The following is a 24,615-nucleotide window of genomic DNA, read 5'->3' as shown; positions in this document are numbered from 1 at the left end:
GCTGCGTTTCGTTCACCGTGACAGGGTAGGCGGGGGCGGCCCTCGTGCCGCGCAACCCCCGGTGCCGTGCGCGCCACACCCGGGCGGAGGTGCAGCCCGTGCCCCTCATGGGCGTCCGGCCGCCGCCGAGGTCGGGGATCCCGCCGCCCGGTCAGCTCTCGGCCGGCGCCGTCTGCGTCGTGTCCGCCTCGTGGCGGGACTCGGCCGCTGCGGCGCGCGCCGCGGTGAGGTCGACCCGTAGCCGATCCCGCTCGCCGCGCAGGTCGATGATCTCGGCCCGAAGTTCGTCGCCCCGGTCGCGGGCCGCGGTCTCGGCGGCCTGGGCGGCCGCCGCCGCGATGCGGGCCTCTTCCAGGGCGCCGCGCAGCTTCTCGACGCGGGCGCGTTCCGCGGTGAGATCGGTGTCGAGCCGGGCGGTGGCCGCGGCGGCCGTGGCTGCCTCTTTCTCCGCGGCGGCGCGGGTGTGCACCAGATCGTCACGCAGGGTCGCGAGTTCCGATTCGAGCCGGGCGAGCTGCTGTTGCTGGGTGGTGACGGTCGACCGGTACTCGGCGAGCTCCGCGGCGTGCGCGGCCGCGGTGGCATCGATGCGTTCCTGCCAGGTGCGCAGGGTGTCCGCGTGCTCCTGGGCCGCTCGCGTCGACTCGTCGCGATGTGCGGTCTCCAGTTCCCGGATCCGGGTGTCGTGCGCCGCGCGGGCGTCCGCCAGCTCCCGGTCGACGGCCTCGACGGCGGTCTCCGCGTTGTCGCGGTCCTCGGTCGCCTGGGCGAGTTGCTCGCGCAGGCGGGCGATCCTGGCGTCCGCGTCCGCCTTCACCTTCGCCAGTTCCGTGGTGGCCCGGTTCATCTGCGCCTCGAGCGCGTCCGGGTCGGTGAGCTTGTCGACGGCGGCGGTGATCTGCGCGGCGACGGCGCTGTACTGCTCGAGCGTCGTCGCGCTCAGGGTGCGGAGTGCGACGACGGCGGACGCCAGGTTGGTGGCTGCTTCGGCCGGACCCGGGGGAGTGGTCGGCTCGGCCAGCGAGGCCGCCTCCCTCTTCTGTCGTTCCCGTTCCCGGTAGGCCCGGACCCGGTCGGCGGCGGACGCGTACTTCCGCGGTCGTCCCGGCTTCGGGCGCTCGTCGGGTAGGGATTCGCCGGTGCTCGCTTCGCTCACGGAGTCCTCGTCTCGGGCAGTGGTTGCAGCCATATCTATCAGGTGGGGGAAGGGGCCGAAACACGGTTACGGAATCGGATTCATACGGAATACATTAATTTACCGAATACTCCATCCCAGTCGCTTCTCAAGCGAAACCATCCGCCACACCCACGAGGAGAGGGGGCCTTCCGCCCGGGCCTTCGCGGGCTCGATATCGGACTCCGGAGTGTTCATCCGGGTTATCCGTACGTATCACGAAATGAAAATAATTACGAAATGAAATGAATTAAATATAGTAATGCCAGTTCAAGAGGTTAGTGAGGCGATGCGAAACTCGAAACGTTACGAGCAATCGGTCCAATCGTTGCTCGGGAGAGGCAGAGGTACGCACATATGCATGGGTTGGCTTGATCGTCATAACTCCCCCTTATGGTGAGTCAGGGGTGCGGGGGGTTCGAAAAGTGGGGAGGGTGCCACGACGGACTCGGCGGTGGCCCGTCGGCCCTTCCGGGCCCACCGCCGGGGCGGGGCGCACCGGGTGCCCGGCTACGGATCAGGCTGGTGCGGAACGATTTTCGAGGCCGGTCGGGCACGAAGGTGCGCCCGTTCGCCCTGCTTGCCGAACAGGCTGTGGAACTCGACCGGTGCGGCATCGGCGGCGCCGAACCAATGCGGCACGCGAGTGTCGAACTCGGCCGCCTCCCCGGGCACGAGAACCAGGTCGTCCTCACCCAGGACGAGTCGCAGCCGTCCGTTGAGGACGTAGAGCCACTCGTAGCCCTCAGGGGTCTGGCGATCCGGTTCCCCGCGGCCGCTGTCGGCGGGGATCACCAGCTTGTACGCCTGGATGCCGCCGGCGCGCCGGGTGAGCGGCACCATGGTCATGCCGTGACGAGTGATCGGACGCAGATGAATGCGCGGGTCGCCGGTCGGTGGGGCGCCCACCAGCTCGTCGAGCATCACCCCGTGCACGCGGGCCAGGGGCAGCAACAGTTCGCGCGTCGGTCGGCGGGTGCCGGACTCGAGTCGGGACAGGGTGCTCACTGAAATGCCCGTCGCTGCCGAGAGATCGGCCAACGTGGTCTCGCGTTTGCGCCGCAGCGCGCGAAGCCGGGGCCCGACCGTCTCGAGCGCTCGGTCGAGGTCGTCCATGCCCCACGCTTTGCCATATCGGCAAACAACGTTGCGGGTTCTTCCCGTCGGCTCGCATAGTCGTCGTGGAGGTGATCGAGATGAGCGATCTGCTCGGAAACAAATACGACGTGGTGGTGATCGGCGGCGGGGCTGCCGGGCTGAATGCGGGGCTGATGCTCGCCCGGGCGCGGCGGTCGGTGGTCGTCATCGATGCGGGCGCCCCACGCAACGCTCCGGCTGCGGGCGTGCACGGATTGTTGGCCCGGGACGGGATCCCGCCGGCCGAACTGCTCGGCCGCGGCCGAGACGAGGTCCGCGGCTACGGCGGTGACGTGGTGCACGCGGACGTGACCGCCGTGACCCGCCGCGAGAGCGGGTTCGAGGTGACCCTGTCCGACGGCCGGGTGACCCGCGCCCGCCGGCTGCTGGTGACCACCGGGCTGGTCGACGAGCTTCCCGACGTGCCCGGGCTGCGGGCGCGCTGGGGGCGAGATGTGCTGCACTGCCCGTACTGCCATGGCTGGGAGGTCCGCGACCGGGCCATCGGTGTGCTGGCGAGCGGACCCATGTCGGTGCACCAGGCCCTGCTGTTCCGGCAGTGGAGCGCCGACGTCACATTCTTCACCCACATCGCGCCGGCGCCTGCCGCCGAGCAGGCGGAGCAGCTGGTCGCCCGTGGCGTCTGGGTGGTCGACGGCGAGGTGACCGCCGTGGAGATCGTCGACGACCGCCTCACCGGGGTACGGCTGAGCAACGGCGGGACGATCGCCCGGGAGGCGCTGGTGGTCGCGCCGCGGATGGTGGCGCGCGCCGGTTTCCTCGCGGCGCTCGGCCTGCGGGCCGTGGAGCACCCGGCCGGGGTCGGAGAGCACATCCCCGCGGATGCAACCGGCCGCACCGACGTCCCCGGAGTGTGGGTGGCGGGGAACGTCACCGATCCGGCCGCCCAGGTCGGCGCGGCCGCAGCGGCGGGCGCGGCCGCCGCTGCCCAGATCAACGCCGACCTGGTCGCCGAGGAGACCCGCCGGGCGGTCGACGCCTACCGGGAACGGTTCCCGGCCCGGTCGCAAGCGCGCGTGCCCGAACCCGCGGAGGGTGACCCCCGCTGCGGCGTGTGAACCGCAACGGACCGGTCCCTCGCGCGGCGCGCCCGAGCCGGGCGCGCCGCGCTGATCGGCGTCGCCGAGGCGGGGTTTCCGGCCGAGGCGCGTATCGTCCGTTCCGCGAAGGCGGTCGACTCGGCATGAGGAGTGGTGTCACCGTGACGAATCAGTTGCCGGGCAACGCGTCCCTCGAGGCGTCGATCACCACGCCGGTACTTCCCGCCGGGGTGGAGGAGGCGATGCGCCGACTCCGAGCCAAGGCCGCGTCGGACAACACCCGAGCGGCCTTGACCAGCGACTGGAGCAAGTTCGCCCGGTGGTGCGACGCCGTGGGCCACGTGCCGCTACCGGCGCCACCCGAACTCGTGGGCTGGTACCTGACCGAGAAGGCGGGCGAGCTTCGACCCGACGGGCGCTGGGCCTACGCCCCGTCGACCCTCGCGCGGTGGGTCGCGACGATCAACAAGGTGCACGCCCTCGCGGGCCTGCCGAAACCGGGACACCACGAGGCGGTGCGCGACGTGGTGCGCGGCATCCGGCGGACCCGTGCGACGCCCCCGGCACGCCGCACCCCACTGCTCACCGACGACATCCGTGCGATCGTCGGAGCGATGCGCGCCGGCGCCACCGAGTGGCCGGACCGCGTAGCCGAGCGCCGCGACTCCGCCCTGCTGCTGCTCGGACTGGCCGGCGCGATGCGGCGGTCGGAGCTGTCCGCCCTCACCACCTCCGACGTCGTCGCCCATCGGTCCGACGGGCTGTACGTGACGATCCGCCGATCGAAGGCGGACCGCGACGCACGCGGACGTACCGTCACGCTTCCGTACGGCCGCGATCCGCGGACCTGTCCGGTGTGCGCCTACCGGCGCTGGCGCGAGGTGCTCGACGTGTGGGACGCGGACGGTGGGGCCGCAGTCCGGGAGCTGTTGACCGACGATCGTGCCGCCGGCGACGAGCACTGCTGCCGCGGTGTGGCGCCGGGGGAGGGGCGTGCCGAGCGGCCCCTGTTCCGCACGATCCACCGCACCGGTGCCGTCGGGAGCGGTGCCCTGAGCGGGCAGTCGGTGCACTCGATGATCCAGCGGCGGGCGCGGCAGGCCGGGTTCGCCGCCGAGGTGGTCGCCACGCTCGGCGGGCACAGCCTGCGCGCCGGGTTCGTCACCCAAGCCGTCCGCAACGGAGCCACGACTCAGACGATCATGACGCAGACGGGGCATTCCGACGAGCGGATGGTGGCGCTCTACAGCCGCCAGCACGCCGGACTCGTCGGCAATGCCGTCACCACGCTGGGCCTCTGACCGCGGTCAGGTGCGACCGACGGGTCGGCGCCAGGCGCTCTGGTCGGCGGTGAGCGCCGCCAGTAGATGTTCGGCGGCGTTCAGGTTGCGGAACGGTCCGGCCAGCAGGTCTGCATAGACCTGGGACGGTGCCGCGAAGCGCAGGCCGTCGCGCCGCTGCATCCGCTCGAACACCACCGACGACCACGGCGTGGCCACCACGACGTCGGCTCCGCGATCGACGGGGCGCAGACCGAGTGCCTGGGCGAACGCATCCGGGTCGTCGGCGTACACCTCGAGAAGATCGGCGGCCGCGTAGTCGGTGGCGCCGAGGCCGGTGATCGCATAGCTCAGGTCGAGCGGTTCGGAGAGATCGGCCCGTACGGTGCCGACGCCGTCCGGTGCGGCGAACCCCCTTGTGGTACAGGGTTTGCGGTCCGCTGCCCAGGCTCGCAGCATCTTCTCCCAGTGCACCATGGTGATCGGACCGCGCGGAATGCGGCGGATCAGCTCCCGCTCCCCGAGTACCTCGACGACACGGTAGGTGGCGCCGGTGGAGGCGCCCGACAGCCGGATCAGTTCCGGCACCGACATCTCGCCGGTGAAGTCGGCAAGTGCCCGGACGACTCGCTCGGACGGTTCACCGGTGAGCACGCCCGACGGACGGCCGGGCCCGCGCCACGGGTCGGCGTCGGCGCCCCGGTTGCGCACCCAGATCGCCGGCCGGGACGCGACGAGCGTGAGATTCCCGGTCGCGTCGGAGTACGAGATGCCGTGCTGGTCGAGCTGGCGCCGCACCGGATCGGAAAGGTAGTGCGCGCACACGAATCCCCGGTCGGACTCGGACAGTTCGGCGGCGATGCGCGCGACGTCCCCGCTGAGCACTCCGCGGGACGCGATGACGGCGTACGACACCGACTCGCCGTCGGGTGCGGTCACGAGGATGCGCTCGGGGGCGGCAGGGGAGCGGGGGCGGTCGGACGTGGCAGTCCAGCCCAGGGGCAGACACGCTTCCACCACGGCGATCGAGCGACGGTAGATGTCGATGGGGCGCTCCGGGCGGGGCCCCAGCGCGCTGTCGACCGGTTCTGTGGGCTGGGCGGATGCTGTCATGTCTTCACAATAGGTAATCGGTACGACACGGAAGCTCTTCAATTCACGAACACACCGCCATCCGGCCGACCCGGCCAGGGGAGGAGACCGCGACACGCACCCCACCACGACATCTTGATCCGGAGGGCAACCCGATTCGATCGGGGGAGACGGAACGGCGGAACGGACGCGTGAGGAGGGGGTCGGGCCGCCGGCTGGGGTGAGTCGAGGGGTCCTGCTCTCGACTGGCGCTTTGTAGTATCCATATTCTGAGTCTGACGGAAATAAAAAAAATACCGAAATCACCCTCACTTCACGACAAAACCGCACCCAAATACGCCAAGAACAAACGAGTCGGCAGCGGCCCAGCGGGCTACAGTCCGGGAATGCCTGCGCCACGTCCGAATCGCCCGTCTCGCCGGACTCTGCTGGTGTCGCTCGGGGCGGCGGTGACGGCCGCATACCTGGGCGTACTCGTCCTGTTCGGGGTGAGCACGCACGAGTCGCGGGAATGGCGGCCGGTTAACGTCGATGCCGACTCGGTGCTCGTGGTGGTGACGATGAAGTCGCTGCAGCCGACGGTCGACCGGGTGCATGCGGAGGTCACCATCTATCCCGGGGACTCGTTTCTCGATGCGAACGGGGCCACGCTCGCCGTGCCGCTGAGTGTGTTGCTAGTGCCGGCCGTCTCACAGTCGGAGTTGTTCTTCCCGGCCCATTCCGTGCCCGTCGGCTACCCGGTGGAACTGCTTGCGCGCGGCCAGGCGATCCGCTGGCCGTTCGACACCTTCGATGTCACGCCGGTCGTCGTGGAGGCCGATGTGGGGGAGGGGTCGGAGCGAGAACCGGTGCCGTCGGACGTGTTGATCGACGGCCGCATCGACGGGTGGGCGATCGACCAGGGGACCGTCGTCGCCGCTCCGGAGCTCGGCTTTCCCGATGGCGTCGACGGCACCGAGGTGGTGTTCACGCGCACCGGAGGCACTCTCGTGTACGCGGCGATCCTGCTGCTGATGATGGTTGTCCTCGCGGTCCTGGCCGCGTTCGTCGCGGTACAGACGTTCCGGCGGCGCCGCGCGGTGGAGACCGACATGCTGGCGTGGATGGCGGCGATGCTGTTCGCGGTGGTGCCGCTGCGGGGCATCCTGCCGGGCTCACCGCCGATCGGGTCGTGGGTCGACGTGGCGGTGACCATGTGGGTGGTCACCGCCCTCGTCGCGGCTCTGACGCTGTACGTGTTCTGCTGGTGGCGCGACAGCCACCCCTCGCTCACCCGACGGTGACGACGATCCGCCCGTCGTGCACGCGCGCCGGGTAGGTGCGGACCGGGTCGATGCCGGGCGCGGTGCATCGGCCGGTGTCGAACACGAATGCGTACTGGTGTAGGGGGCATACGACGAGGTCGTCGTCGATCTGTCCGTCGGCGAGCGGTCCGCCCCGGTGCGGGCACACCGCGTCCAGGGCTCGGACGGCGCCGTCGCCGAGCAGGAACACGGCGATCTGCCGTCCGCCCACCGTGTACGTGCGGCCTTCGCCCGGGGTCAGGTCGGTCAACGCGCCGACCGCGTACTCCATTGCGGTGGTCCGGCTTTCGGTCGTGGTCATCGGACCGGCACCTGCGGCAGCGGGAGCAACGGCAGCGCGGGGCTGAACTGCGCCGGCGACTTCGGGGTGGTCCGTTCGAGCCAGGGGTCCCGGTATCCCGCCACGGCCGTGCCGACGCGTTCGTCGAGTCCGGTCACGATGTCCTCCTCGTCTCGGACCAGCAGTGCCTGGAGCCGGTCGATGCCGATGCGGGGCACGAAGTCGTAGGTCCGTTCGAGCCACTTGGCGTTCTCGCGGTAGTGCTGGATGAACCGGCCGGCGAGGGCGAGGACTTCTTCGCCGGAGCCGACGGTGGCGAGCAGGTCGCCCTTGCGGACGTGGGCGCCGGCGGCGCCGCCGACGTAGATCTCCCAGCGGCCGTCGCCGACCGCGACGACGCCGAAGTCCTTGCACAGCGCCTCCGAGCAGTTGCGGGGGCATCCGGCCACGGCGAGTTTCAGCTTGGCGGGTGTCTCGAGCCCCTGGAAGCGCTCCTCGAGCGCGATGCCGAGGGCGGTCGAGTCGCCGAGACCGAACCGGCAGAAGTCGCTGCCGACACAGGTCTTGACGGTGCGGAAGCTCTTGCCGTAGGCGTATCCGGAGGGCATGTCCAGGTCGGCCCACACCTTGGGCAGGTCCTCCTTGCGGATGCCGAGCAGGTCGATGCGTTGGCCGCCGGTGACCTTGACCATGGGCACGCCGTACTTGTCGGCGACGTCGGCGATGCGGCGCAGCTGGTCCGGGGTGGTGACCCCGCCCTTCATCTGCGGCACCACGGAGAAGGTGCCGTCGCGCTGGATGTTGGCATGGACACGGTCGTTGATGAACAGCGCACCCCGTTCGTCGACCCAGTCGGGGCCCCACACGGTACGCAGCAGCGACGCGAGCGGCATCTTGGCAGTGGCATCCTCGCGACCGCCGGTGGCGAGTTCGGCGAAGACCTGGGAGACCGCGCGCAGGTCGCGGCGGCGGATCTCGGCGATCAGGTCCGGTTTGGCGAGCGGGATGCACGGCACGTACCAGTTCGCGGCGGGGTCCTCGGCGAGGGCGCCGCCGGCGGCGCAGGCGACGATGTCGGCGACCAGGCCCTTGCACGAGCCGCAGCCCTTCCCGGCGCGGGTGCGGGCGCACACCTGCACGAGGGTGTCGGCGCCGTCGTGGACGCACGCGACGATGTCGCCCTTGCTGACGCCGTTGCAGTTGCACACCTGGGTCTCGTCCGGCAGGTCTGCGGCGACGTCGGCGCCCTGCGGGTCGCCGAGGTCGAACAGCAGCGCCGCGCGGTCCGCCGGGATCTCGAGCTTGCCGTCGAAGGCCTGGGCGAGGGTGGCGGCCTTGCTCACGTCGCCGAGCAGCATCGCGCCGACGAGCCGGCCGTCGCGCACGACGATGCTCTTGTAGATGCCGCTGCGCGGATCGTAGAACTGGACGAACTCGTCGTCCTCGTGCTCGGGTTCCTTGACCCCCATCGAGGCGACGTCGATGCCGGCGACCTTGAGCTTGGTGCTGGTGCGGGATCCCTGGTAGGCGGCGTGCGCATTCGCACCGGTGAGGTGCTCGGCGAGGACGACCGCCTGCTCCCATACCGGGGCGACGAGGCCGTACACCTCGCCGCGGTGCTGGGCGCACTCGCCGACGGCGTAGATGCTCGACTCCTCTTCGCAGCGCATCTGGTCGTCGACGACGATGCCGCGTTCGACGACGATGCCGCCGGCACGGGCGAATTCGGTGTTGGGGCGGATGCCGGCGGTGACCACGACCATGTCGGTGTCGACGACGGTGCCGTCGGCGAACTGCACGCCGGTGACCCGGCTGTGGTCGTCGCGCAGGACGGCGGTGGTGCGGGTACCGGTGTGGACGGTGATGCCGAGCTTCTCGATCTCGGTGCGCAGCACCCGGCCGCCGCGTTCGTCGAGTTGCTGGTTCATCAGGTGGGTGGGCGAGTGCACCACGGTGACGGTCAGGCCCTGGGTGCGCAGCCCGTAGGCGGCTTCGAGGCCGAGCAGGCCGCCGCCGACGACGACGGCGCGGACGTCGTCGTGGGCGTCGGCCATCTGCAGCATGCCGTTGGTGTCGGCGAGGGTGCGGAAGCCGAAGACGCCGCGGCCGAGCCGGCCGTCGGGTTCGCGCAGGCCGTCCATGTTGGGGAAGAAGGTGTTCGACCCGGTCGCGACGACGAGCAGGTCGTAGGGGACCTGCCGGTCGGATTCGCACGTGACGACCTTGCCGAACCGGTCGAGGTGGGTCGCGCGGTCGCCGGCGTGGAGTGTGACTCCGTTCTCCCGGTACCAGCTCATGGGGTTGAGGACGAGTTCGGCGTCGTCGACGTCGGCCTGGCCGGCCAGCACGTGGGAGAGCATGATCCGGTTGTAGTTGCCGTACGGCTCGTCGCCGATCATCGTGATCTCGAACTGGTCCCGGCCGCCGCGCGCGAGGATCTCCTCGACGGTGCGGGCGCCGGCCATGCCGTTGCCGACGACGAGCAGCCGTCGGCGCGGGCCGTGGGGGTGCGACGCGGTTGGGGTCATGCGTCCAGGGTTGCCGGGGGCGGTGACGGATCGGCGGCACCGGGGTTACGCGGCGGTCAGGAAGTGCTCACCGCCGCCGGGGTGGGGGTGTCAGCCGGGGGCGGTGTCGCGGCGTGGCATCGCCAGCGGGGCGACGACGGCGAGCACGAGGGCGGGCACGACGAAGCTCGCGACCGGCGCCGCGGCATAGAGCGGCGTCAGCGCCAGCGGGGCGACGGCGCCGCCGGAGAACCGGAAGGCCTGCACCACGGAGACGGCGCCGCCGCGGTTGCGGCCCCGGGAGCCGAGGACCGCGGCGTTGACACCGACGAGCACGCACTGCGAGGCGATGCCGGCGACGAACCAGGCGGCCGCGACCAGCCACAGCAGTCCGGCGGTGCCGGCGACGACGACGAGGGCGGCGCCGGCGAGTGCGCCGAGCAGGACGGTGCGGCGGGCGCCGATGCGGTCGATGAGGGTGCCGACGCGGCGGGCGGTGAGGATGCCGGCGACCCCGAATCCGGTCAGGAGCAGGCCCCGCTGGGTGGGGGTCAGGCCGAAGACGTCCTCGGCGCGGAAGGCGAGCAGGAAGTTCAGGCCGCCGAGGGCGCCCCAGCCGAGCAGTGCGACGACACCGATGCGCAACACGTCGGGGCGCAGCGCGTCGCGCAGCCGCGGCGGCGGCTCTCCGGTGAGGGCGGTCAGCTGTTCGGGCAGCCCGATCACGGCGAGGACGGCGGCGGCGGCGGCGATCACGACGAACGCCCACCGCCAGTCGACCTCGGCGGCCAGGCCCCCGACGAGCGGGGCCGAGGTCTGCCCGGCGGCCTGCATCGCCCCGAACAGGCCCAGGGCGCGGCCCAGCCGCGCCCGCGGCACGATCGCGGCGAGCGCGGCGAGCAGCAGCGGGGTGGTGAAGGCGTTGGCCACGCCCTGCAACGCGCGGGACGCGAGCAGCAGCCCGAGGGTGGGGGCGAGCGCGGACGCCAGCGACGCGCAGGTGTACGCGATGTACGCCGTGCGGACGGTGCGGACCCGTCCCCACCGTGCCCCGAGGGTGCCGGAGACGAGCATGGTCAGCGCGAACGGCCCGAGGTACGCGGTGAGCGTGCTCGCGGCCGCGCCGGCGCTCACGCCGGTGGCCGCGCCGATCTCCGGCAGCACGGACGCCACGACTCCACCGCCGAAGGGTCCGAGGAATCCACCGGCGTAGAGGGCGGCACGCTGCAGCGACGCGCGTGCCGCGCTCACTGGGTGAAGCCGCCGGGGCCCCGTCGCCGCAGGTAGCGTTCGAATTCGGCAGCGAGGGCGTCGCCGTCGATCTTGGCGATGACGTCGGAGATGTCGGATTCGGCGTCGCCGCGTTCCTCGAGGGCCCGCACGTATTCGGCGATCTCCTCGTCGTCCTCCGTCATCGCGGTGACGGTCTGTTCCCACTCCTCGGCGAGGATCGGCAGTTCGCCGAGAGGCACCTCGAGGTCGAGGACGTCCTCGACACGGCGCAGCAGCGCGACGGTGGCCTTGGGGTTGGGGGGTTGCGACACGTAGTGGGGGACGGCGGCCCAGAACGACACGGCGGGCACGCCGGCGCGGACACACGCGTCCTGCAGGACCCCGGCGATGCCGGTGGGGCCCTCGTACCGGGAGCCTTCCAGGTTGAAGCGTTTGGCGGCGTCGGTGCTGTAGGCGGTGCCGGTGACGGGGACGGGCCGGGTGTGCGGGGTGTCGGCGAGCAGGGCGCCGAGGATGACGACGGTGTGCACGCCGATCTCGTCGGCGAGCTCGATGATGGCGTCGCAGAAGCTGCGCCAGCGCATGTTGGGTTCGATGCCGCGCAGCAGCACCACGTCGCGGTCGCTGCCGGGGGGTGAGCACACCGACAGGCGGGTAGCGGGCCATTCGATCTCGCGGGTGACGCCGTCGACGAGACGCACCATGGGGCGGTTGACCTGGTAGTCGTAGTAGTCCTCGGAGTCCAGTTCGGCGAACGGTTCGGCGTCCCAGATGAGCTCGAGGTGTTCGACGGCGCCGCTGGCCGCGTCCCCGGCGTCGTTCCACCCTTCGAACGCGGCGACCAGCACCGGGTCACGCAGGGTCGGCACGTCCGGTTCCGGGGTCTCGGCGAACTCGCTTGCACTCACCTGTCCAGCCTACGGCGAGAGCCGGACGGGCCGCCCACTAGTCTGGAACGCATGTCCACCCCATTGCACTCTGCCTTGCTCGATGCGCTTTCGCAGCGCGTTGTCGTGGGAGACGGGGCGATGGGCACGATGTTGCAGGCCGCGGATCTGAGTCTGGACGACTTCCGCGGCCTCGAGGGGTGCAACGAGATTCTCAACGACTCCCGGCCCGACGTCATCCGGGGGATCCACCGGGCGTACTTCGAGGCCGGGGCGGATGCCGTCTCCACCAACACCTTCGGCTGCAACCTGCCCAATCTCGCCGACTACGACATCGCCGATCGCATCCGTGACCTGTCCGAACGCGGCGCCCGCCTGGCCCGGGAGGTGGCCGACGAGATGGGTCCCGGCCCGGACGGCATGGGCCGGTTCGTGCTCGGCTCGATGGGTCCGGGCACGAAGCTGCCCACCCTCGGTCACGCCCCGTTCGCCACGCTGCGCGACGCCTACACCGAGTCGGCGCTGGGCATGCTCGACGGCGGCGCCGACGCCATCCTCGTCGAAACCTGTCAGGACCTGCTGCAGGCGAAGGCCGCGATCGTCGGCAGCCGCCGCGCGATGGAGCGGGCGGGCCGGCGCATCCCGATCGTCACCCACGTGACGATGGAGACGACCGGCACGATGCTGCTCGGCAGCGAGATCGGGGCGGCCCTGACGGCGCTCGAACCCCTGGGCATCGATCTGATCGGGCTGAACTGTGCGACCGGCCCGGAGGAGATGAGCGAGCACCTGCGGCATCTGTCCAAGCACGCCCGGTTGCCGGTGTCGGTGATGCCGAACGCGGGCCTGCCGGTGCTGGGAGCGAACGGCGCCGAGTACCCGTTGACGCCGGAAGAGCTGGCGGAGGCGCTGAGCGGATTCGTCGCCGAGTTCGGTCTGGCGCTGGTCGGCGGCTGCTGCGGCACCACCCCCGAGCACATCCGGCAGGTCGCCGAGGCGGTGCACGCGACCGAGCGCGCCGAGCGCGGCCCCCGGCCGGAGCCGGGCGTGTCGTCGCTGTACTCGGCGGTGCCGTTCGAGCAGGACTCGTCGATCCTGATGATCGGGGAGCGCACCAATTCGAACGGGTCGAAGGCGTTCCGGGAGGCGATGCTCGCCGGGGACCACCAGAAGTGCCTGGACATCGCGAAGGACCAGATCCGCGACGGCGCGCACCTGCTGGATCTGAACGTGGACTACGTGGGCCGCGACGGCGCCGTCGACATGGCGGACCTGGCGGGCCGGCTGGCGACGGCGTCGACGTTGCCGATCATGATCGACTCGACGGAGCCGGACGTGATCCGGGCCGGCCTCGAGCATCTCGGGGGCCGGTGCGCGGTGAACTCGGTGAACTACGAGGACGGCGACGGCCCCGGTTCGCGGTTCGAGCGGATCATGGAGCACGTCGTCGAGCACGGCGCCGCGGTGGTGGCGTTGACCATCGACGAGGAGGGCCAGGCCCGCACCGCCGAGCACAAGGTGCGCATCGCCGAGCGGCTGATCGCGGATCTGACCGGCAGATGGGGGCTCGGCGAGGAGGACATCATCGTCGACGCCCTGACGTTCCCGATCTCCACCGGTCAGGAGGAGGTCCGCCGGGACGCCATCGAGACGATCGAGGCGATCCGCGAGATCAAGCGGCGGCATCCGCGGGTGCACTTCACCCTGGGCATCTCGAATGTGTCGTTCGGCCTGAACCCCGCGGCGCGGCAGGTGCTGAACTCGGTGTTCCTGCACGAGTGTGTGCAGGCGGGGCTGGACACGGCGATCGTGCACGCGTCGAAGATCCTGCCGATGGCGCGGATCCCGGACGAGCAGCGCGAGACGGCGCTGGATCTGGTGTACGACCGGCGGCGCGAGGGCTACGACCCGCTGCAGAAGCTGATGGCGCTGTTCGAGGGGGTGTCGGCGGCGTCGTCGCGGGAGTCCCGCGCGCAGGAGCTGGCCGCGCTGCCGCTGTTCGAGCGGCTCGAGCGGCGGATCGTCGACGGCGAGCGCAACGGGCTCGAGGCGGATCTGGACGAGGCGATGCAGACGACCCCACCGTTGGCGATCATCAACGACACGCTGCTGTCGGGGATGAAGACGGTCGGGGAGCTGTTCGGCTCGGGGCAGATGCAGCTGCCGTTCGTGTTGCAGTCCGCCGAGGTGATGAAGGCGGCGGTCGCGCATCTCGAGCCGCACATGGAGTCCACCGGCGACGAGGGCAAGGGCCGGATCGTGCTGGCCACCGTCAAGGGCGACGTGCACGACATCGGCAAGAACCTCGTCGACATCATCTTGAGCAACAACGGCTACGAGGTGGTCAACCTCGGCATCAAGCAGCCGATCGCGACGATCCTGGACGCGGCGGTGGACAAGAACGCCGACGTGATCGGCATGTCCGGGCTGTTGGTGAAGTCGACCGTGGTGATGAAGGAGAACCTCGAGGAGCTCAACCATCGCGGGGTGGCGGAGCGGTTCCCGGTGCTGCTCGGGGGTGCCGCGCTGACCCGCTCCTACGTGGAGAACGACCTGGCCGAGATCTACGAGGGGCAGGTGTCCTACGCGCGTGATGCGTTCGAGGGCCTGCATCTGATGGACCGGGTCATGGCCGTCAAGCGCGGCGAGGGCCCGGCGGCGGACAGCCCGGAGGCGATCGCGGCGCGGGAGAAGGCCGCCGAGCGCAAGGCCCGGCACGAGCGGTCGCGGCGGATCGCGGAGAAGCGCAAGGCCGCCGAGACGCCGGTCGAGGTCCCGGAGCGCTCCGATGTGGCCGCCGACCTCGAGGTGCCCACCCCGCCGTTCTGGGGCACCCGGGTGGTCAAGGGGGTGGCGCTGGCCGACTACGCCGGCCTGATCGACGAGCGGGCGCTGTTCCTGGGGCAGTGGGGGCTGCGCGGGCAGCGCACCGGGGACGGGCCCACCTACGAGGAGCTGGTGGAGACCGAGGGCCGGCCGCGGCTGCGGTACTGGCTGGACCGGCTGTCCACCGAGGGGATCCTGGCGCACGCTGCGGTGGTGTACGGGTACTTCCCGGCGGTGTCGGAGGGCGACGACGTGGTGGTGCTGGCGGAGCCGCATCCGGATGCCGCCGAGCGCTACCGGTTCACGTATCCGCGGCAGCAGCGCGGCCGGTTCCTGTGCATCGCCGACTTCGTGCGGTCGCGGGCGGATGCGCGGGCCGAGGGGCAGGTGGACGTGCTGCCGTTCCAGCTGGTGACGATGGGGCAGCCGATCGCGGACTTCGCGAACGAGTTGTTCGCGTCGAACTCCTACCGGGACTATCTGGAGGTGCACGGCATCGGTGTGCAGCTGACCGAGGCGCTGGCCGAGTACTGGCATCGGCGGGTCCGAGAGGAGCTGGTGCTCGCCGGCGGCCACACCCTGGCCGAGGAGGATCCGGCGGACGTGGCCGAGTTCTTCAAGCTCGGCTACCGCGGGGCGCGGTTCGCGTTCGGGTACGGGGCGTGCCCGAATCTCGAGGACCGCGTCAAGCTGGTCGAGCTGCTCGAACCGGGCCGGATCGGGGTGGAGCTGTCGGAGGAGCTGCAGCTGCATCCGGAGCAGTCCACCGACGCGTTCGTCCTGCATCACCCGGAGGCGAAGTACTTCAATGTCTAGTGCGGTGACCACGTCGACGCTGCGGGCCGTCCTGTGGGACATGGACGGCACCCTGCTCGAATCGGAAACGCTGTGGGACATCGGGATCCGGGAGCTGTCGCTGCGCCTGGGCGGGCCGATGGCGGACGAGACACGGCGGGCGACGATCGGGGCGTCGAGCGCGTTCGCATTGCGGACGGTGTTCGCGTCGCTGGACCTCGAACCGGATCCCGACGCCCTGGCCGCGGCGAAGACGTGGCTGTACGGGCGCATGGGGGAGCTGTTCGCGCAGGGGCTGCCGTGGCGGCCCGGGGCGCGTCGGACGCTGGGGGCCGTGCGCGCCGCCGGGCTCGGGTCGGCGCTGGTCACCAACACCGACCGGACGTTGTGCGAGTTCGCCCTGGACACGCTCGGGCGCGAGCACTTCGACCATTCGGTGTGCGGCGACGAGGTGCCGGCCGGCAAGCCGGATCCGGCTCCGTACCTGCGGGCGGCGCAGCTGCTGGGGCTCGAGCCGGCGCAGTGCCTGGCGGTGGAGGACTCGCCCACCGGGGCGGCGGCGGCGGAGGCCGCGGGCTGCACGGTGCTGGTGGTGCCGTCGCTGACGGAGGTGCCGACCTCGCCGCGGCGGGTGTTCCGCGAGACCCTGGACGGGCTGACCGTCGCGGACCTGCACGCGCTGCACCTGCCGGGGGCGTGCTGAGGTGGCGATCCCGAAGATCGTGTTGTTCTACCGGTTCACGCCGCTGGCCGATCCGGAGGCGATCCGCTTGTGGCAGCACACCCTGGCGGCGTCGAACGATCTCACCGGTCGCATCCTGATCTCCGAGCACGGCATCAACGCCACCGTCGGGGGCGACATCGCCGACGTCAAGCGGTACGTGCGCGGCACCCGCGCGTACGCGCCGTTCGCCGACGCCGACATCAAGTGGTCGGACGGCACCGGGCGGGATTTTCCGCGCCTGTCGGTGCGGGTACGGCCGGAGATCGTGACCTTCGGGGCGCCGCACGAGCTGAAGGTCGACGAGCACGGGGTGGTCGGCGGTGGGGTGCACCTGTCGCCGCACGGGCTGCACGAGCTGATCGGCGAGCGCGGCGACGAGGTGGTGTTCTTCGACGGGCGCAACGCGTTCGAGGCGGAGATCGGCCGGTTCCGCGGGGCGGTCGTGCCGGATGTGGGGACCACGCGCGAGTTCGTGTCGGTGCTCGACAGCGGCCGCTACGACCACCTCAAGTCACGTCCGGTGGTGACCTACTGCACGGGCGGGGTGCGCTGCGAGGTGCTGTCCGCGTTGATGCGCAACCGCGGGTTCGAGCAGGTGTATCAGCTCGACGGCGGCATCGTCCGGTACGGGGAGACGTTCGGCGACGACGGGCTGTGGGAGGGTTCGCTGTACGTCTTCGACGGCCGCACGAACGTCGAGTTCTCGGACGCGGCGGCGGTGTTGGGCCGGTGCACGCTGTGCCGGGCGCCGACCTCGCGCTACCGCAACCACCCGGACGTCAACGGCCGGGAGCTGAGCCTGGTGTGCGAGGCGTGCGTGCCGGACCCGGTCGGGCCCTGACGGTGGCTGCGTCGCCGCTGCCGGTACGCGACGGTCTCGGCCCGGACCGGCTGCGGCTGCCCGTCACCGATCCCGCCCCCACGATCCTCGGGTTCCTGCGCGGCGCCGAGCCCGGCGAGGACTGGCACCGCCACGTCGCGGCCGGTGAGCTCGTCGACGAGCACGGCCGGCCGGTGACCGCGCAGACCCGGTACCAGTCGGGCCGGTTCGTGTACTTCTACCGGGAGCCGCCGCCGGAGGTGCCGGTGCCGTTCCCGGTGACGGTCCTGCACCGCGACGAGGGGCTCCTCGTCGTGGACAAGCCGCACTTCCTGGCGACGATCCCGCGGGGCGCGCACATCCGGGAGACGGTGGTGGTGCGGCTGCGCCGGGAACTCGGGCTGCCGGACCTGGTTCCGGTGCACCGCCTGGACCGGATGACGGCGGGCGTGCTGCTGTGCACCACCGATCCGGGATTGCGGGGGCCGTACCAGCAGCTGTTCGAGCGGCAGCGGGTGCGCAAGGTGTACGAGGCGATCGCCCCGTACCGGCCGGGACTCGAGTTCCCCCGCACGGTGCGCAGCCGGATCCGTAAGCGGCACGGCGAGCTCACGGCCGTGGAGGAGCCCGGCGAGCCGAACTCCGAGACGCGGATCGAGCTGCTCGACCGGCGCGGGGACCTGGCCCGGTACCGGCTGCATCCGCGGACCGGGCGCACCCATCAGCTGCGGCTGCACCTGAGCTCGCTGGGGATACCAATCGTCGGGGACAACTTCTATCCGCGGTTCCGGCGCCGCGCGCCGGACGATTTCTCGGATCCGCTGCGGTTGCTGGCGCGGACCGTCGAGTTCGACGATCCGCGCACCGGGCGGCGCCGCCGGTTCGACAGCGGCCTCGCCCTCGAGTTCTGACGGTCCGGGCCGGGCGCCCGGGGCGGTCGCGGCACTGGGTGCGGGAGCACGCTGCGGTCATGAAACAATGAACCCCCGTGAAGACCTTCGATTCCCTGTTCGCCGAGCTGTCCGAGCGTGCCGTCACCCGTCCCGAGGGGTCCGGCACCGTTGCCGCCCTGGACGCCGGCGTCCATGCGCAGGGCAAGAAGGTGATCGAGGAGGCCGGCGAGGTGTGGATCGCCGCCGAGTACCAGAGCGACGAGCAGCTGGCGGAGGAGATTTCGCAGTTGCTGTACTGGGTGCAGGTGCTGATGGTCGGGCGGGGTCTGAAGCTCGAGGACGTCTACAAGCATCTGTGACGGCTCGCCGTCGGGCATGTGTGACGGCTCGCCGTCGGGCAGCCGCCCCGGGGCCGGCCGTCGTGCCCGCGAGACCTTCCGCATTTTCCTTCCCTGCTCTTCGCACCGTTGCCGAAAGGACCGTCCATGCTGCGCGTCGCAGTTCCGAACAAGGGCTCGCTGTCCGAGTCCGCCGCCGAAATCCTGCGCGAGGCCGGATACCGGCGCCGCACCGACTCGCGCGACCTGACCGTTATCGACCCGGTCAACGACGTCGAGTTCTTCTTCCTGCGCCCGAAGGACATCGCCATCTACGTCGGTTCCGGCGAGCTCGATCTGGGCATCACCGGCCGTGACCTGGCGCTGGATTCGGCGGCGCCGGTCACCGAGCGGCTCGCTCTGGGGTTCGGGTACTCCTCCTTCCGCTACGCGGCGCCGAAGGGCCGGGACTGGAAGATCGAGGACCTCGCCGGCCTGCGGATCGCGACGTCGTACCCCAACCTGGTCCGCCGTGATCTGACGGCGCGGGGGATCGAGGCGACGGTCATCCGCCTCGACGGCGCGGTGGAGATCTCCATTCAGCTGGGGGTGGCCGACGCGATCGCCGACGTCGTCGGCTCCGGCCGGACGCTGCGCCAGCACGATCTGGTGGCGTTCGGGGAGTCGCTGTGCGACTCGGAGGGCGTGCTGATCGAGCAGGAGGGCGCGAGCCGCGGCGATTCGGCGCGCAACCAGCTCGTCGCCCGCATCGAGGGCGTGGTGTTCGCGCAGCAGTACGTGATGCTCGACTACGACTGCCCCAAGCCGGTTCTCGACGAGGCGGTGCAGATCACTCCGGGTCTGGAGTCGCCGACGATCTCACCGCTCGCCGACGACTCGTCGGTGGCGGTGCGGGCGATGGTGCCGCGCAAGGGTCACAACGCGGTGATGGATCGGCTCGCCGAGATCGGGGCGCGGGCGATCCTGGCGACGGACATCCGGTCGTGCCGCGCGATGCGCGGCGCCGAGTAGCCGCGGCCGAGCGTCCGGCGCGTCAGCGCCCGGGGCAGGTGCCGGGGGCGGCGATGCCGACGAGACGCTGTTCGGTCCAGGTGAGTAGTTCGGGTACGAGCGGGGAGTCCTCGGCGACGAGCCCGAGGTGGTCCCGGCCGGGATAGCTGCGGTAGTCCAGGGCCCAGTTCTCGGCGCAGCGGTCGCGCACGTAGCCGTCCTGCACGGCGGCGGTGACGAGGGAATCGGTGGCGCCCTGCGCGAGCAGGACGGGCACGGCCGTCGTGCCGGTGGGGACGTTCTCCGCGAGGCGGCGGCCGAGGGGTCCGGTGGTGGGGTCGGTGCGCAGCACGGACCGGTCGCGACTGAGCGAGAGTGCCGACAGGACCGAGACGTAGACGGCGGGTTCGGACAGGCACCTTGTCGCCATCTCGCGCACGAGGGTGCGGGCGGCGGGCCCGACGTAGGTGTCGCCGTCGACGTCGTCGTAGACCGCGGTGTAGGCGGCGAGGACGTACGAGGCGAACACGCTGCCACCGGGAACGGTGTCGAGTCCGGTGGTCAGCGCGACGGTGTCGCTGGCGGGGGCCATCGCGGCGATCCCGGCGACGGGTGTGTCCGGGGCGTAGGTGGGGGCGAGCAGCCCCGCCCACAGGGCCGCGTGCCCGCCCTGGGAGTGCCCCCAGACGACGGTGCGGTCGGCGAGGTCGAGGTGGTCGAGGCGGTGGGCCGCACGCACAGCGTCGAGCACCGAGCGTCCTTCGCCCTGCCCGATCAGGTACGGGTGCGGGCCTGCGGTGCCCAGGCCGACGTAGTCGGTGGCCACCAGGGCCCAGCCGCGGTCGAGGAGCGCGGACTCGGCGGGCAGGGCGCCGGCGCCGAGCGGGTCGTCGAGGAGCGCGGACTCGGCGGGCAGGGCGCCGGCGCCGAGCGGGTCGTCGAGGAGGGTGGGCGCACAGGGTTCGGCGAAACCGGTGGTCCCGTGGGCCCAGGCGATCACCGGTCGAGGTCCGGGCGGGGCGTTCTTCGCGACCACGACCAGGGCGCTGGCCACGGCGGGCTGGTCGTCGTCGCGGGTGGTGGTGTAGAGGATGCGCCAGGCCTCGGCGCCGTCGGGGACGGCGCGGGTGAACGGTTCGGCGCGCAGCAGCGCGCCGGGATGATCGGGCATCCGGTGCGGTGCGGTGTAGAACGCGTCGACGACGGGGGAGCCGGCGCGGAGGCGGACCGCCACGCCGGCTGCGGCGACGGCCACGAGCAGCGCGAGAACCGCCACGGCCGGTCGCCGGTACCGGGCCGGGGTGCGGCGGGGCGCCGTCGGGGTGGGTCCGGGGGTGCGGTCGTCGAGGGCGGCGAGTCCGTCGCCGATGCGGGCGAGGCCGAAGAACACGGTGCGGATGCCGAACAGGAAGGCGACGACGAGGACCGTGACGTCGGGCCAGCGCCAGGCGAGGACACCGAACACGATGTCGGCGAGGCCGAGGACTGCGGTGGTGAGTCGCTCGTCGAGGTCGCCGCGGGCGGCGCGGACCAGACGCAGGGCGCCGCCGACGACGAGGGCGAGCGCGACGGCGGGGGCGAGCAGATCCAGGGCCCGGCCGAGCCAGGCGAGGACGGCGATGCCGAACCCGATCCAGGCGAGGGCGGTGGCGGTCGCCGCCGCCCCGGCGTGGGAGCGGTACGTGGCGAGCAGGTCGGCGGTGCCGGCGGTGATCGCGGCCAGGCCGATGAGCAGGCCCAGCGCGGACAGTGAGGTCAGCGGTCTCGTCGTGAGCAGCAGGCCGAGCAGCAGGCAGACGAGTCCGAGGAGCACGGACGTCCACCACGGTGCCGTGCGCAGCGCGGCGGTGGCGGCGCGGGCTCTGCGGTGGGGACCGGTCGCGGGCATGTCGTCCTCCCCTGGTGCCGACCGAAATGTCCGGTCGAGTGTGGCACGGTCCGCCGGCGCCCGCCCGGTGATCGGTGCCCGCGGCGGGGTCAGCGGGGGCGGACCTGCACGGTTTGCGCGATCCGTCCGACGGCGCCGTCCTCGTCGTACAGCACCCCGGCGGTCATGCCCACCCCGTCCGGGCCGGTGGACGTCTCGGCGCTGATGCCGACCCACTCGCCGACCGGTTCCCGGAACAGGTGCACCGTCAGGTCGGTGTTGAGGAAGGTCCAGACGGCGGGGTCGAGTTTGGAACCGACGCCGTTGGCGACATCGGCGACGGTGAACAGCCGCTCGACCGGGGTCGGGGCCTCGCCCTCGACGAGCGCCAGGTCGGTGCGCAGCCACGCCGCCGACGGCCCCGGCGCCCCGATCGGGGTGATCGTGCGCCAGTCCAGGGTGCGCACGAATCCGGTCTGCCAGAACGCCGAGCCGGGGTGTTCGACGACGCCCTGCGCCGGCGGCGGCAGCGGCGCGTCCGCGGCGTGGGCGACCTCGGGCAGGTCGGCGGTCTGCATGCGCCAGGCGGTGCCACGGGCCACCGCTCGGGGGGTGCCGTCCGGGCCGGCGGCCCACAGCTCGGCGACGACGAGTTCGACCTTGCGGCCGGGGCGGTCGATGCGGGTGCGGACCTCGATCTCGGTCAGCGGCACCGGGCCGAGCAGTTCGACGCAGATGCGGGTCAGTCGGGCGTCGGGGCGGCGGCCGCAGCGTTCGAGGGCGCGGGCCAGCAGCGCCGACGGCGGGGCGCCGTGCTGCATCGTCGGTGCCCACGTGCTGACCGTATGGGCGGTGGGCCGAAACCGTTCGACGGCAGTGCCCCCGTCGCCGGGGCCGCCGTCGATCGGCACGAAGTACGCCGCGTCGCTCACTCGCTCGTTTCCTCCTCTGGACGGGCCGCGCCGGCGGGCTCGTCCGGCCGGCCCGGATAGGGCGGGGCGGTGCCGCCGAATGCCGGGCACCGCACCCGATGATCGCACCACCGGCACAGCGGCCCCGGGTTGGGCTGGAAGTCCCGTGCGTCGGTCGCGGTGCGCACGGCCGCCCAGAGGGCGCGCACGGTGCCCTCGAAGCGGCGCAGTTCGTCCCCGTCGGGGGTGTAGTCGAGCACCTGTCCGTCCGCCAGGTACAGCAGCCGCAGCCGCGCCGGCACCACCCCGCGGGTGCGCAGCACCATCAGCGCGTAGAACTTCAGCTGGAACAGCGCCGCCGCCTCGCCGGTCTCGCGGGGTGCCCGGCCGGTCTTGTAGTCGACCACGCGCACCAGCCCCTGGGGGGAGATGTCGATCCGGTCGACGAAGCCCCGCAGCCGCAGCCCGTCGTCCAGTTCGGTTTCCACGCGCAGCTCGCACGCTTGCGGGGTGAACCCGGTGGGATCCTCGAGTGCGAAGTAGCGGGCGACGAGGGCGCGGGCCTCGGTGAGGAACCGGTCGCGCTCGCCCGGGCCGATCACGTCGGCGAGGTCGGGTGCCTCCTCGAGCAGCCGCTGCCACGCCGGTGCCACCAGCTCGCCGGCGGGTCCGGGCCGCCGCTCGGCGGCCGGCAGCGCGAACAACGCCTCGAGGGCTGCGTGGACGACGCTGCCGCGCAGCTGGGCCCGCGACGGGACCTCGGGGATCCGGTCGATCGCCCGGAACCGGTACAGCAGCGGACAGCGCTTGAAGTCGGCGGCGCGCGACGGCGACAGCGCCGGCGTCCGCGGGGCCGCGGGCCGGTCGTCGGTGGGGGGCGTCGTCGCGGCTGTGCTCACACCTGGCAGGGTATGGCCCGGGACCGACACGGTGTCGGTACCGGCGGAGCGGACGAAGGTGGATACGGCGATGGCAGCAGGTGGACTCGGGCGCAGCGGACCGTTCGAGGTCGGTGACCGGGTGCAGCTCACCGACGCCAAGGGCCGCAAGTACACGGTGGTGCTCGAGGCGGGCAAGGAGTTCCACACCCACCGCGGCGGCATCCTGCACGACGCGCTCATCGGCACGGACGAGGGCAGCGTCGTCACCTCCACCAACGGCACCCCCTACCTGGCGCTGCGGCCGCTGCTGACCGATTACGTGCTGTCCATGCCGCGCGGGGCGCAGGTGATCTACCCCAAGGACGCCGCGCAGATCGTGCACGAGGGCGACGTGTTCCCCGGCGCCCGGGTGCTCGAGGCGGGCGCCGGTTCGGGTGCGCTGACCTGTTCGCTGCTGCGGGCCGTGGGGCCGACCGGCCGGGTGATCTCCTACGAGGTGCGCGACGACCACGCCGAGCACGCGGTGCGCAACGTCGAGACGTTCTTCGGGGAGCGTCCCGGGAACTGGGATCTCACGGTGGGCGACGTCGCGGACTACGACCTCGACCGGCACGGTCCGGTCGACCGGGTGGTGCTGGACATGCTGGCCCCCTGGGACGCGCTGCCGACGGTGGCGAAGGCGCTGGTACCCGGTGGGGTGCTGATCGTGTACGTGGCGACGGTGACTCAGCTGTCGAAGGTGGTCGAGGCGCTGCGTGAGCAGACCTGCTGGACCGAACCGCGGTCGTGGGAGTCGATGGTGCGCGGCTGGCACGTGGTCGGCCTGGCCGTGCGTCCGGAGCATCGGATGCAGGGGCACACCGCGTTCCTGGTCAGCGCCCGCCGCCTCGCCGAGGGCACCGTCACACCGAAGCCGCAGCGCCGGCCCAGCAAGGGCTGACCGCTCCGGTCCGCACGGCGGCCGAGCCGCCTGATCCGCACGGCGGCCGAGCCGCCTGATCTCCACGGCGGCCGAGCCGCCCCGGTCACGAGCAGTTCAGCGACCCCATCGCCAGGAGCTGGCAGGTGCTCTCGTCCTCCAGCCGCCAGGTGCCGTCCTCCCGCTCGAACGTCAGCGGCATCGGGGCGCCGCCGTGCGGACCGGTGACCTGCACGGTTGCCGAGACCGTGTCGTCGTCGACGGCGTTCACGGACTCGACGTCGGCGGTGAGCGGGTAGCCGGCGAGCACCCCGTTGAACTGCTCGAGCAGCGCGCCCCGGTCGTCGCCGTCCTCGACCACCACGGCCTTGTCCGCCGCCGACACCGCCGGGTCGAAGAACGTCGTCAGTACCGCTTCGAGCTCGCCCTCGGTTGCCGCGGCGGCGGGGCCGGCCGCGGACGTCGTCGCGGCGGAGGATGTGGGCGACCCACCGGCGGAGTCGTCGGCGGCGCAGGCGGGCAGCGCGGTCAGTGCGGCGACGGCGACGGCGGCAGCGGCCCGTCTGGTGCGAGTGGTCACGGGAATCCTTTCGACCCGGCAGAGAGAAAGGCAAGGCTAACATCGGTATCGGGGATTCGGGCCCGCGGCCGTGAGGAGTCCGACACGCATTCGCAGCATGCCGATTTCGCGTCGCA

At 71.8% G+C, this 24,615-nt stretch carries 21 protein-coding genes; 10 read left to right on the top strand and 11 right to left on the bottom strand.

Annotation, left to right across the window (positions count from 1 at the left end; translation table 11 throughout):
• Positions 1–151: 151 nt before the first annotated feature.
• Together OCS65_RS15330 and OCS65_RS15325 are read right to left on the bottom strand one after the other, a co-directional pair.
• Positions 152–1,156, bottom strand: coding sequence for a hypothetical protein (locus OCS65_RS15330; protein WP_263507238.1), 1,005 nt, complete (start codon positions 1,154–1,156; stop codon positions 152–154).
• A gap of 528 nt (positions 1,157–1,684) precedes the next feature.
• The gene (locus tag OCS65_RS15325; protein ID WP_006939377.1) at positions 1,685–2,290 is read right to left on the bottom strand and encodes a helix-turn-helix domain-containing protein; all 606 of its coding nucleotides are present in this window, start codon (positions 2,288–2,290) and stop codon (positions 1,685–1,687) included.
• A gap of 80 nt (positions 2,291–2,370) precedes the next feature.
• Between OCS65_RS15325 and OCS65_RS15320 the strand changes: the two genes are divergently transcribed.
• Complete coding sequence (locus tag OCS65_RS15320) at positions 2,371–3,390, top strand: NAD(P)/FAD-dependent oxidoreductase (RefSeq protein WP_185113654.1); 1,020 nt, start codon at positions 2,371–2,373, stop codon at positions 3,388–3,390.
• A gap of 224 nt (positions 3,391–3,614) precedes the next feature.
• Positions 3,615–4,673: a tyrosine-type recombinase/integrase gene (locus OCS65_RS15315; RefSeq protein ID WP_202917443.1), complete on the top strand. Its 1,059-nt coding sequence runs from the start codon at positions 3,615–3,617 to the stop codon at positions 4,671–4,673.
• A 6-nt stretch (positions 4,674–4,679) separates the two neighbouring features.
• Here OCS65_RS15315 and OCS65_RS15310 read toward each other — a convergent pair whose 3' ends face one another.
• Positions 4,680–5,765 carry a hypothetical protein gene (locus OCS65_RS15310; protein ID WP_029543732.1) on the bottom strand — a complete coding sequence of 362 codons (1,086 nt, stop codon included), beginning with the start codon at positions 5,763–5,765 and terminating at the stop codon, positions 4,680–4,682.
• A 365-nt stretch (positions 5,766–6,130) separates the two neighbouring features.
• On the opposite strand from OCS65_RS15310, the gene OCS65_RS15305 reads away from it, so the two are divergent.
• Positions 6,131–7,027: a DUF4436 family protein gene (locus OCS65_RS15305; protein ID WP_231385904.1), complete on the top strand. Its 897-nt coding sequence runs from the start codon at positions 6,131–6,133 to the stop codon at positions 7,025–7,027.
• On the opposite strand, the gene OCS65_RS15300 is transcribed toward OCS65_RS15305, so the two are convergent.
• From OCS65_RS15300 to OCS65_RS15285, 4 genes are all read right to left on the bottom strand, one after another.
• A complete protein-coding gene (locus tag OCS65_RS15300) occupies positions 7,014–7,349 on the bottom strand; it encodes a Rieske (2Fe-2S) protein (protein ID WP_006931155.1) in 336 nt (111 codons plus the stop codon). The two genes, OCS65_RS15305 and OCS65_RS15300, sit on opposite strands and share 14 nt — an antisense overlap.
• Entirely contained in the window at positions 7,346–9,856 is a 2,511-nt protein-coding gene (gene nirB / locus OCS65_RS15295) for a nitrite reductase large subunit NirB (RefSeq protein ID WP_006931156.1), read from the bottom strand. Before nirB ends, OCS65_RS15300 begins: the two co-directional genes overlap by 4 nt.
• A 90-nt stretch (positions 9,857–9,946) precedes the next feature.
• Entirely contained in the window at positions 9,947–11,086 is a 1,140-nt protein-coding gene (locus tag OCS65_RS15290) for an MFS transporter (protein ID WP_006931157.1), read from the bottom strand.
• On the bottom strand, positions 11,083–11,976 hold the full coding sequence (locus OCS65_RS15285) for a PAC2 family protein (RefSeq protein ID WP_006931159.1): 894 nt from the start codon (positions 11,974–11,976) through the stop codon (positions 11,083–11,085). The genes OCS65_RS15290 and OCS65_RS15285 overlap by 4 nt, the downstream gene beginning before the upstream one ends.
• A 51-nt stretch (positions 11,977–12,027) precedes the next feature.
• On the opposite strand from OCS65_RS15285, the gene metH reads away from it, so the two are divergent.
• The 6 genes from metH to hisG all read left to right on the top strand — a co-directional run bounded on the left by metH (position 12,028) and on the right by hisG (position 19,362).
• A complete protein-coding gene (gene metH / locus OCS65_RS15280; RefSeq protein ID WP_029543737.1) occupies positions 12,028–15,597 on the top strand; it encodes a methionine synthase in 3,570 nt (1,189 codons plus the stop codon).
• On the top strand, positions 15,590–16,279 hold the full coding sequence (locus OCS65_RS15275; RefSeq protein ID WP_065922552.1) for an HAD family hydrolase: 690 nt from the start codon (positions 15,590–15,592) through the stop codon (positions 16,277–16,279). Before metH ends, OCS65_RS15275 begins: the two co-directional genes overlap by 8 nt.
• A gap of 1 nt (position 16,280) precedes the next feature.
• On the top strand, positions 16,281–17,141 hold the full coding sequence (trhO, locus tag OCS65_RS15270; protein WP_006931162.1) for an oxygen-dependent tRNA uridine(34) hydroxylase TrhO: 861 nt from the start codon (positions 16,281–16,283) through the stop codon (positions 17,139–17,141).
• A gap of 2 nt (positions 17,142–17,143) precedes the next feature.
• On the top strand, positions 17,144–18,031 hold the full coding sequence (locus tag OCS65_RS15265; protein WP_251550973.1) for a pseudouridine synthase: 888 nt from the start codon (positions 17,144–17,146) through the stop codon (positions 18,029–18,031).
• A gap of 77 nt (positions 18,032–18,108) precedes the next feature.
• A complete protein-coding gene (locus OCS65_RS15260; RefSeq protein ID WP_003937712.1) occupies positions 18,109–18,372 on the top strand; it encodes a phosphoribosyl-ATP diphosphatase in 264 nt (87 codons plus the stop codon).
• Positions 18,373–18,498: 126 nt separating this feature from the next.
• On the top strand, positions 18,499–19,362 hold the full coding sequence (gene hisG, locus OCS65_RS15255; protein ID WP_006931171.1) for an ATP phosphoribosyltransferase: 864 nt from the start codon (positions 18,499–18,501) through the stop codon (positions 19,360–19,362).
• A gap of 22 nt (positions 19,363–19,384) precedes the next feature.
• Here the strand turns inward: hisG and OCS65_RS15250 are convergent, their stop codons facing one another.
• From OCS65_RS15250 to OCS65_RS15240, 3 genes are all read right to left on the bottom strand, one after another.
• Positions 19,385–21,229, bottom strand: coding sequence for an alpha/beta fold hydrolase (locus tag OCS65_RS15250; protein ID WP_263507230.1), 1,845 nt, complete (start codon positions 21,227–21,229; stop codon positions 19,385–19,387).
• A gap of 89 nt (positions 21,230–21,318) precedes the next feature.
• Positions 21,319–22,140, bottom strand: a complete 822-nt coding sequence (locus OCS65_RS15245; protein ID WP_006931174.1) for a thioesterase family protein — start codon at positions 22,138–22,140, stop codon at positions 21,319–21,321.
• Positions 22,137–23,018: a RecB family exonuclease gene (locus OCS65_RS15240; RefSeq protein ID WP_006931176.1), complete on the bottom strand. Its 882-nt coding sequence runs from the start codon at positions 23,016–23,018 to the stop codon at positions 22,137–22,139. The genes OCS65_RS15245 and OCS65_RS15240 overlap by 4 nt, the downstream gene beginning before the upstream one ends.
• Positions 23,019–23,088: 70 nt before the next feature.
• Between OCS65_RS15240 and OCS65_RS15235 the strand changes: the two genes are divergently transcribed.
• Positions 23,089–23,940, top strand: a complete 852-nt coding sequence (locus OCS65_RS15235; protein ID WP_029543751.1) for a tRNA (adenine-N1)-methyltransferase — start codon at positions 23,089–23,091, stop codon at positions 23,938–23,940.
• An 85-nt stretch (positions 23,941–24,025) separates the two neighbouring features.
• Here the strand turns inward: OCS65_RS15235 and OCS65_RS15230 are convergent, their stop codons facing one another.
• Positions 24,026–24,499, bottom strand: coding sequence for a nuclear transport factor 2 family protein (locus OCS65_RS15230; RefSeq protein WP_185712757.1), 474 nt, complete (start codon positions 24,497–24,499; stop codon positions 24,026–24,028).
• Positions 24,500–24,615 lie beyond the last annotated feature (116 nt).

It is taken from the genome of Rhodococcus aetherivorans (assembly GCF_025722975.1).
GTDB lineage: Bacteria > Actinomycetota > Actinomycetes > Mycobacteriales > Mycobacteriaceae > Rhodococcus > Rhodococcus aetherivorans.
The sequence above is the reverse complement of the archived record's forward strand: the minus strand, read 5'-3'. Positions and strand labels throughout refer to the sequence as shown.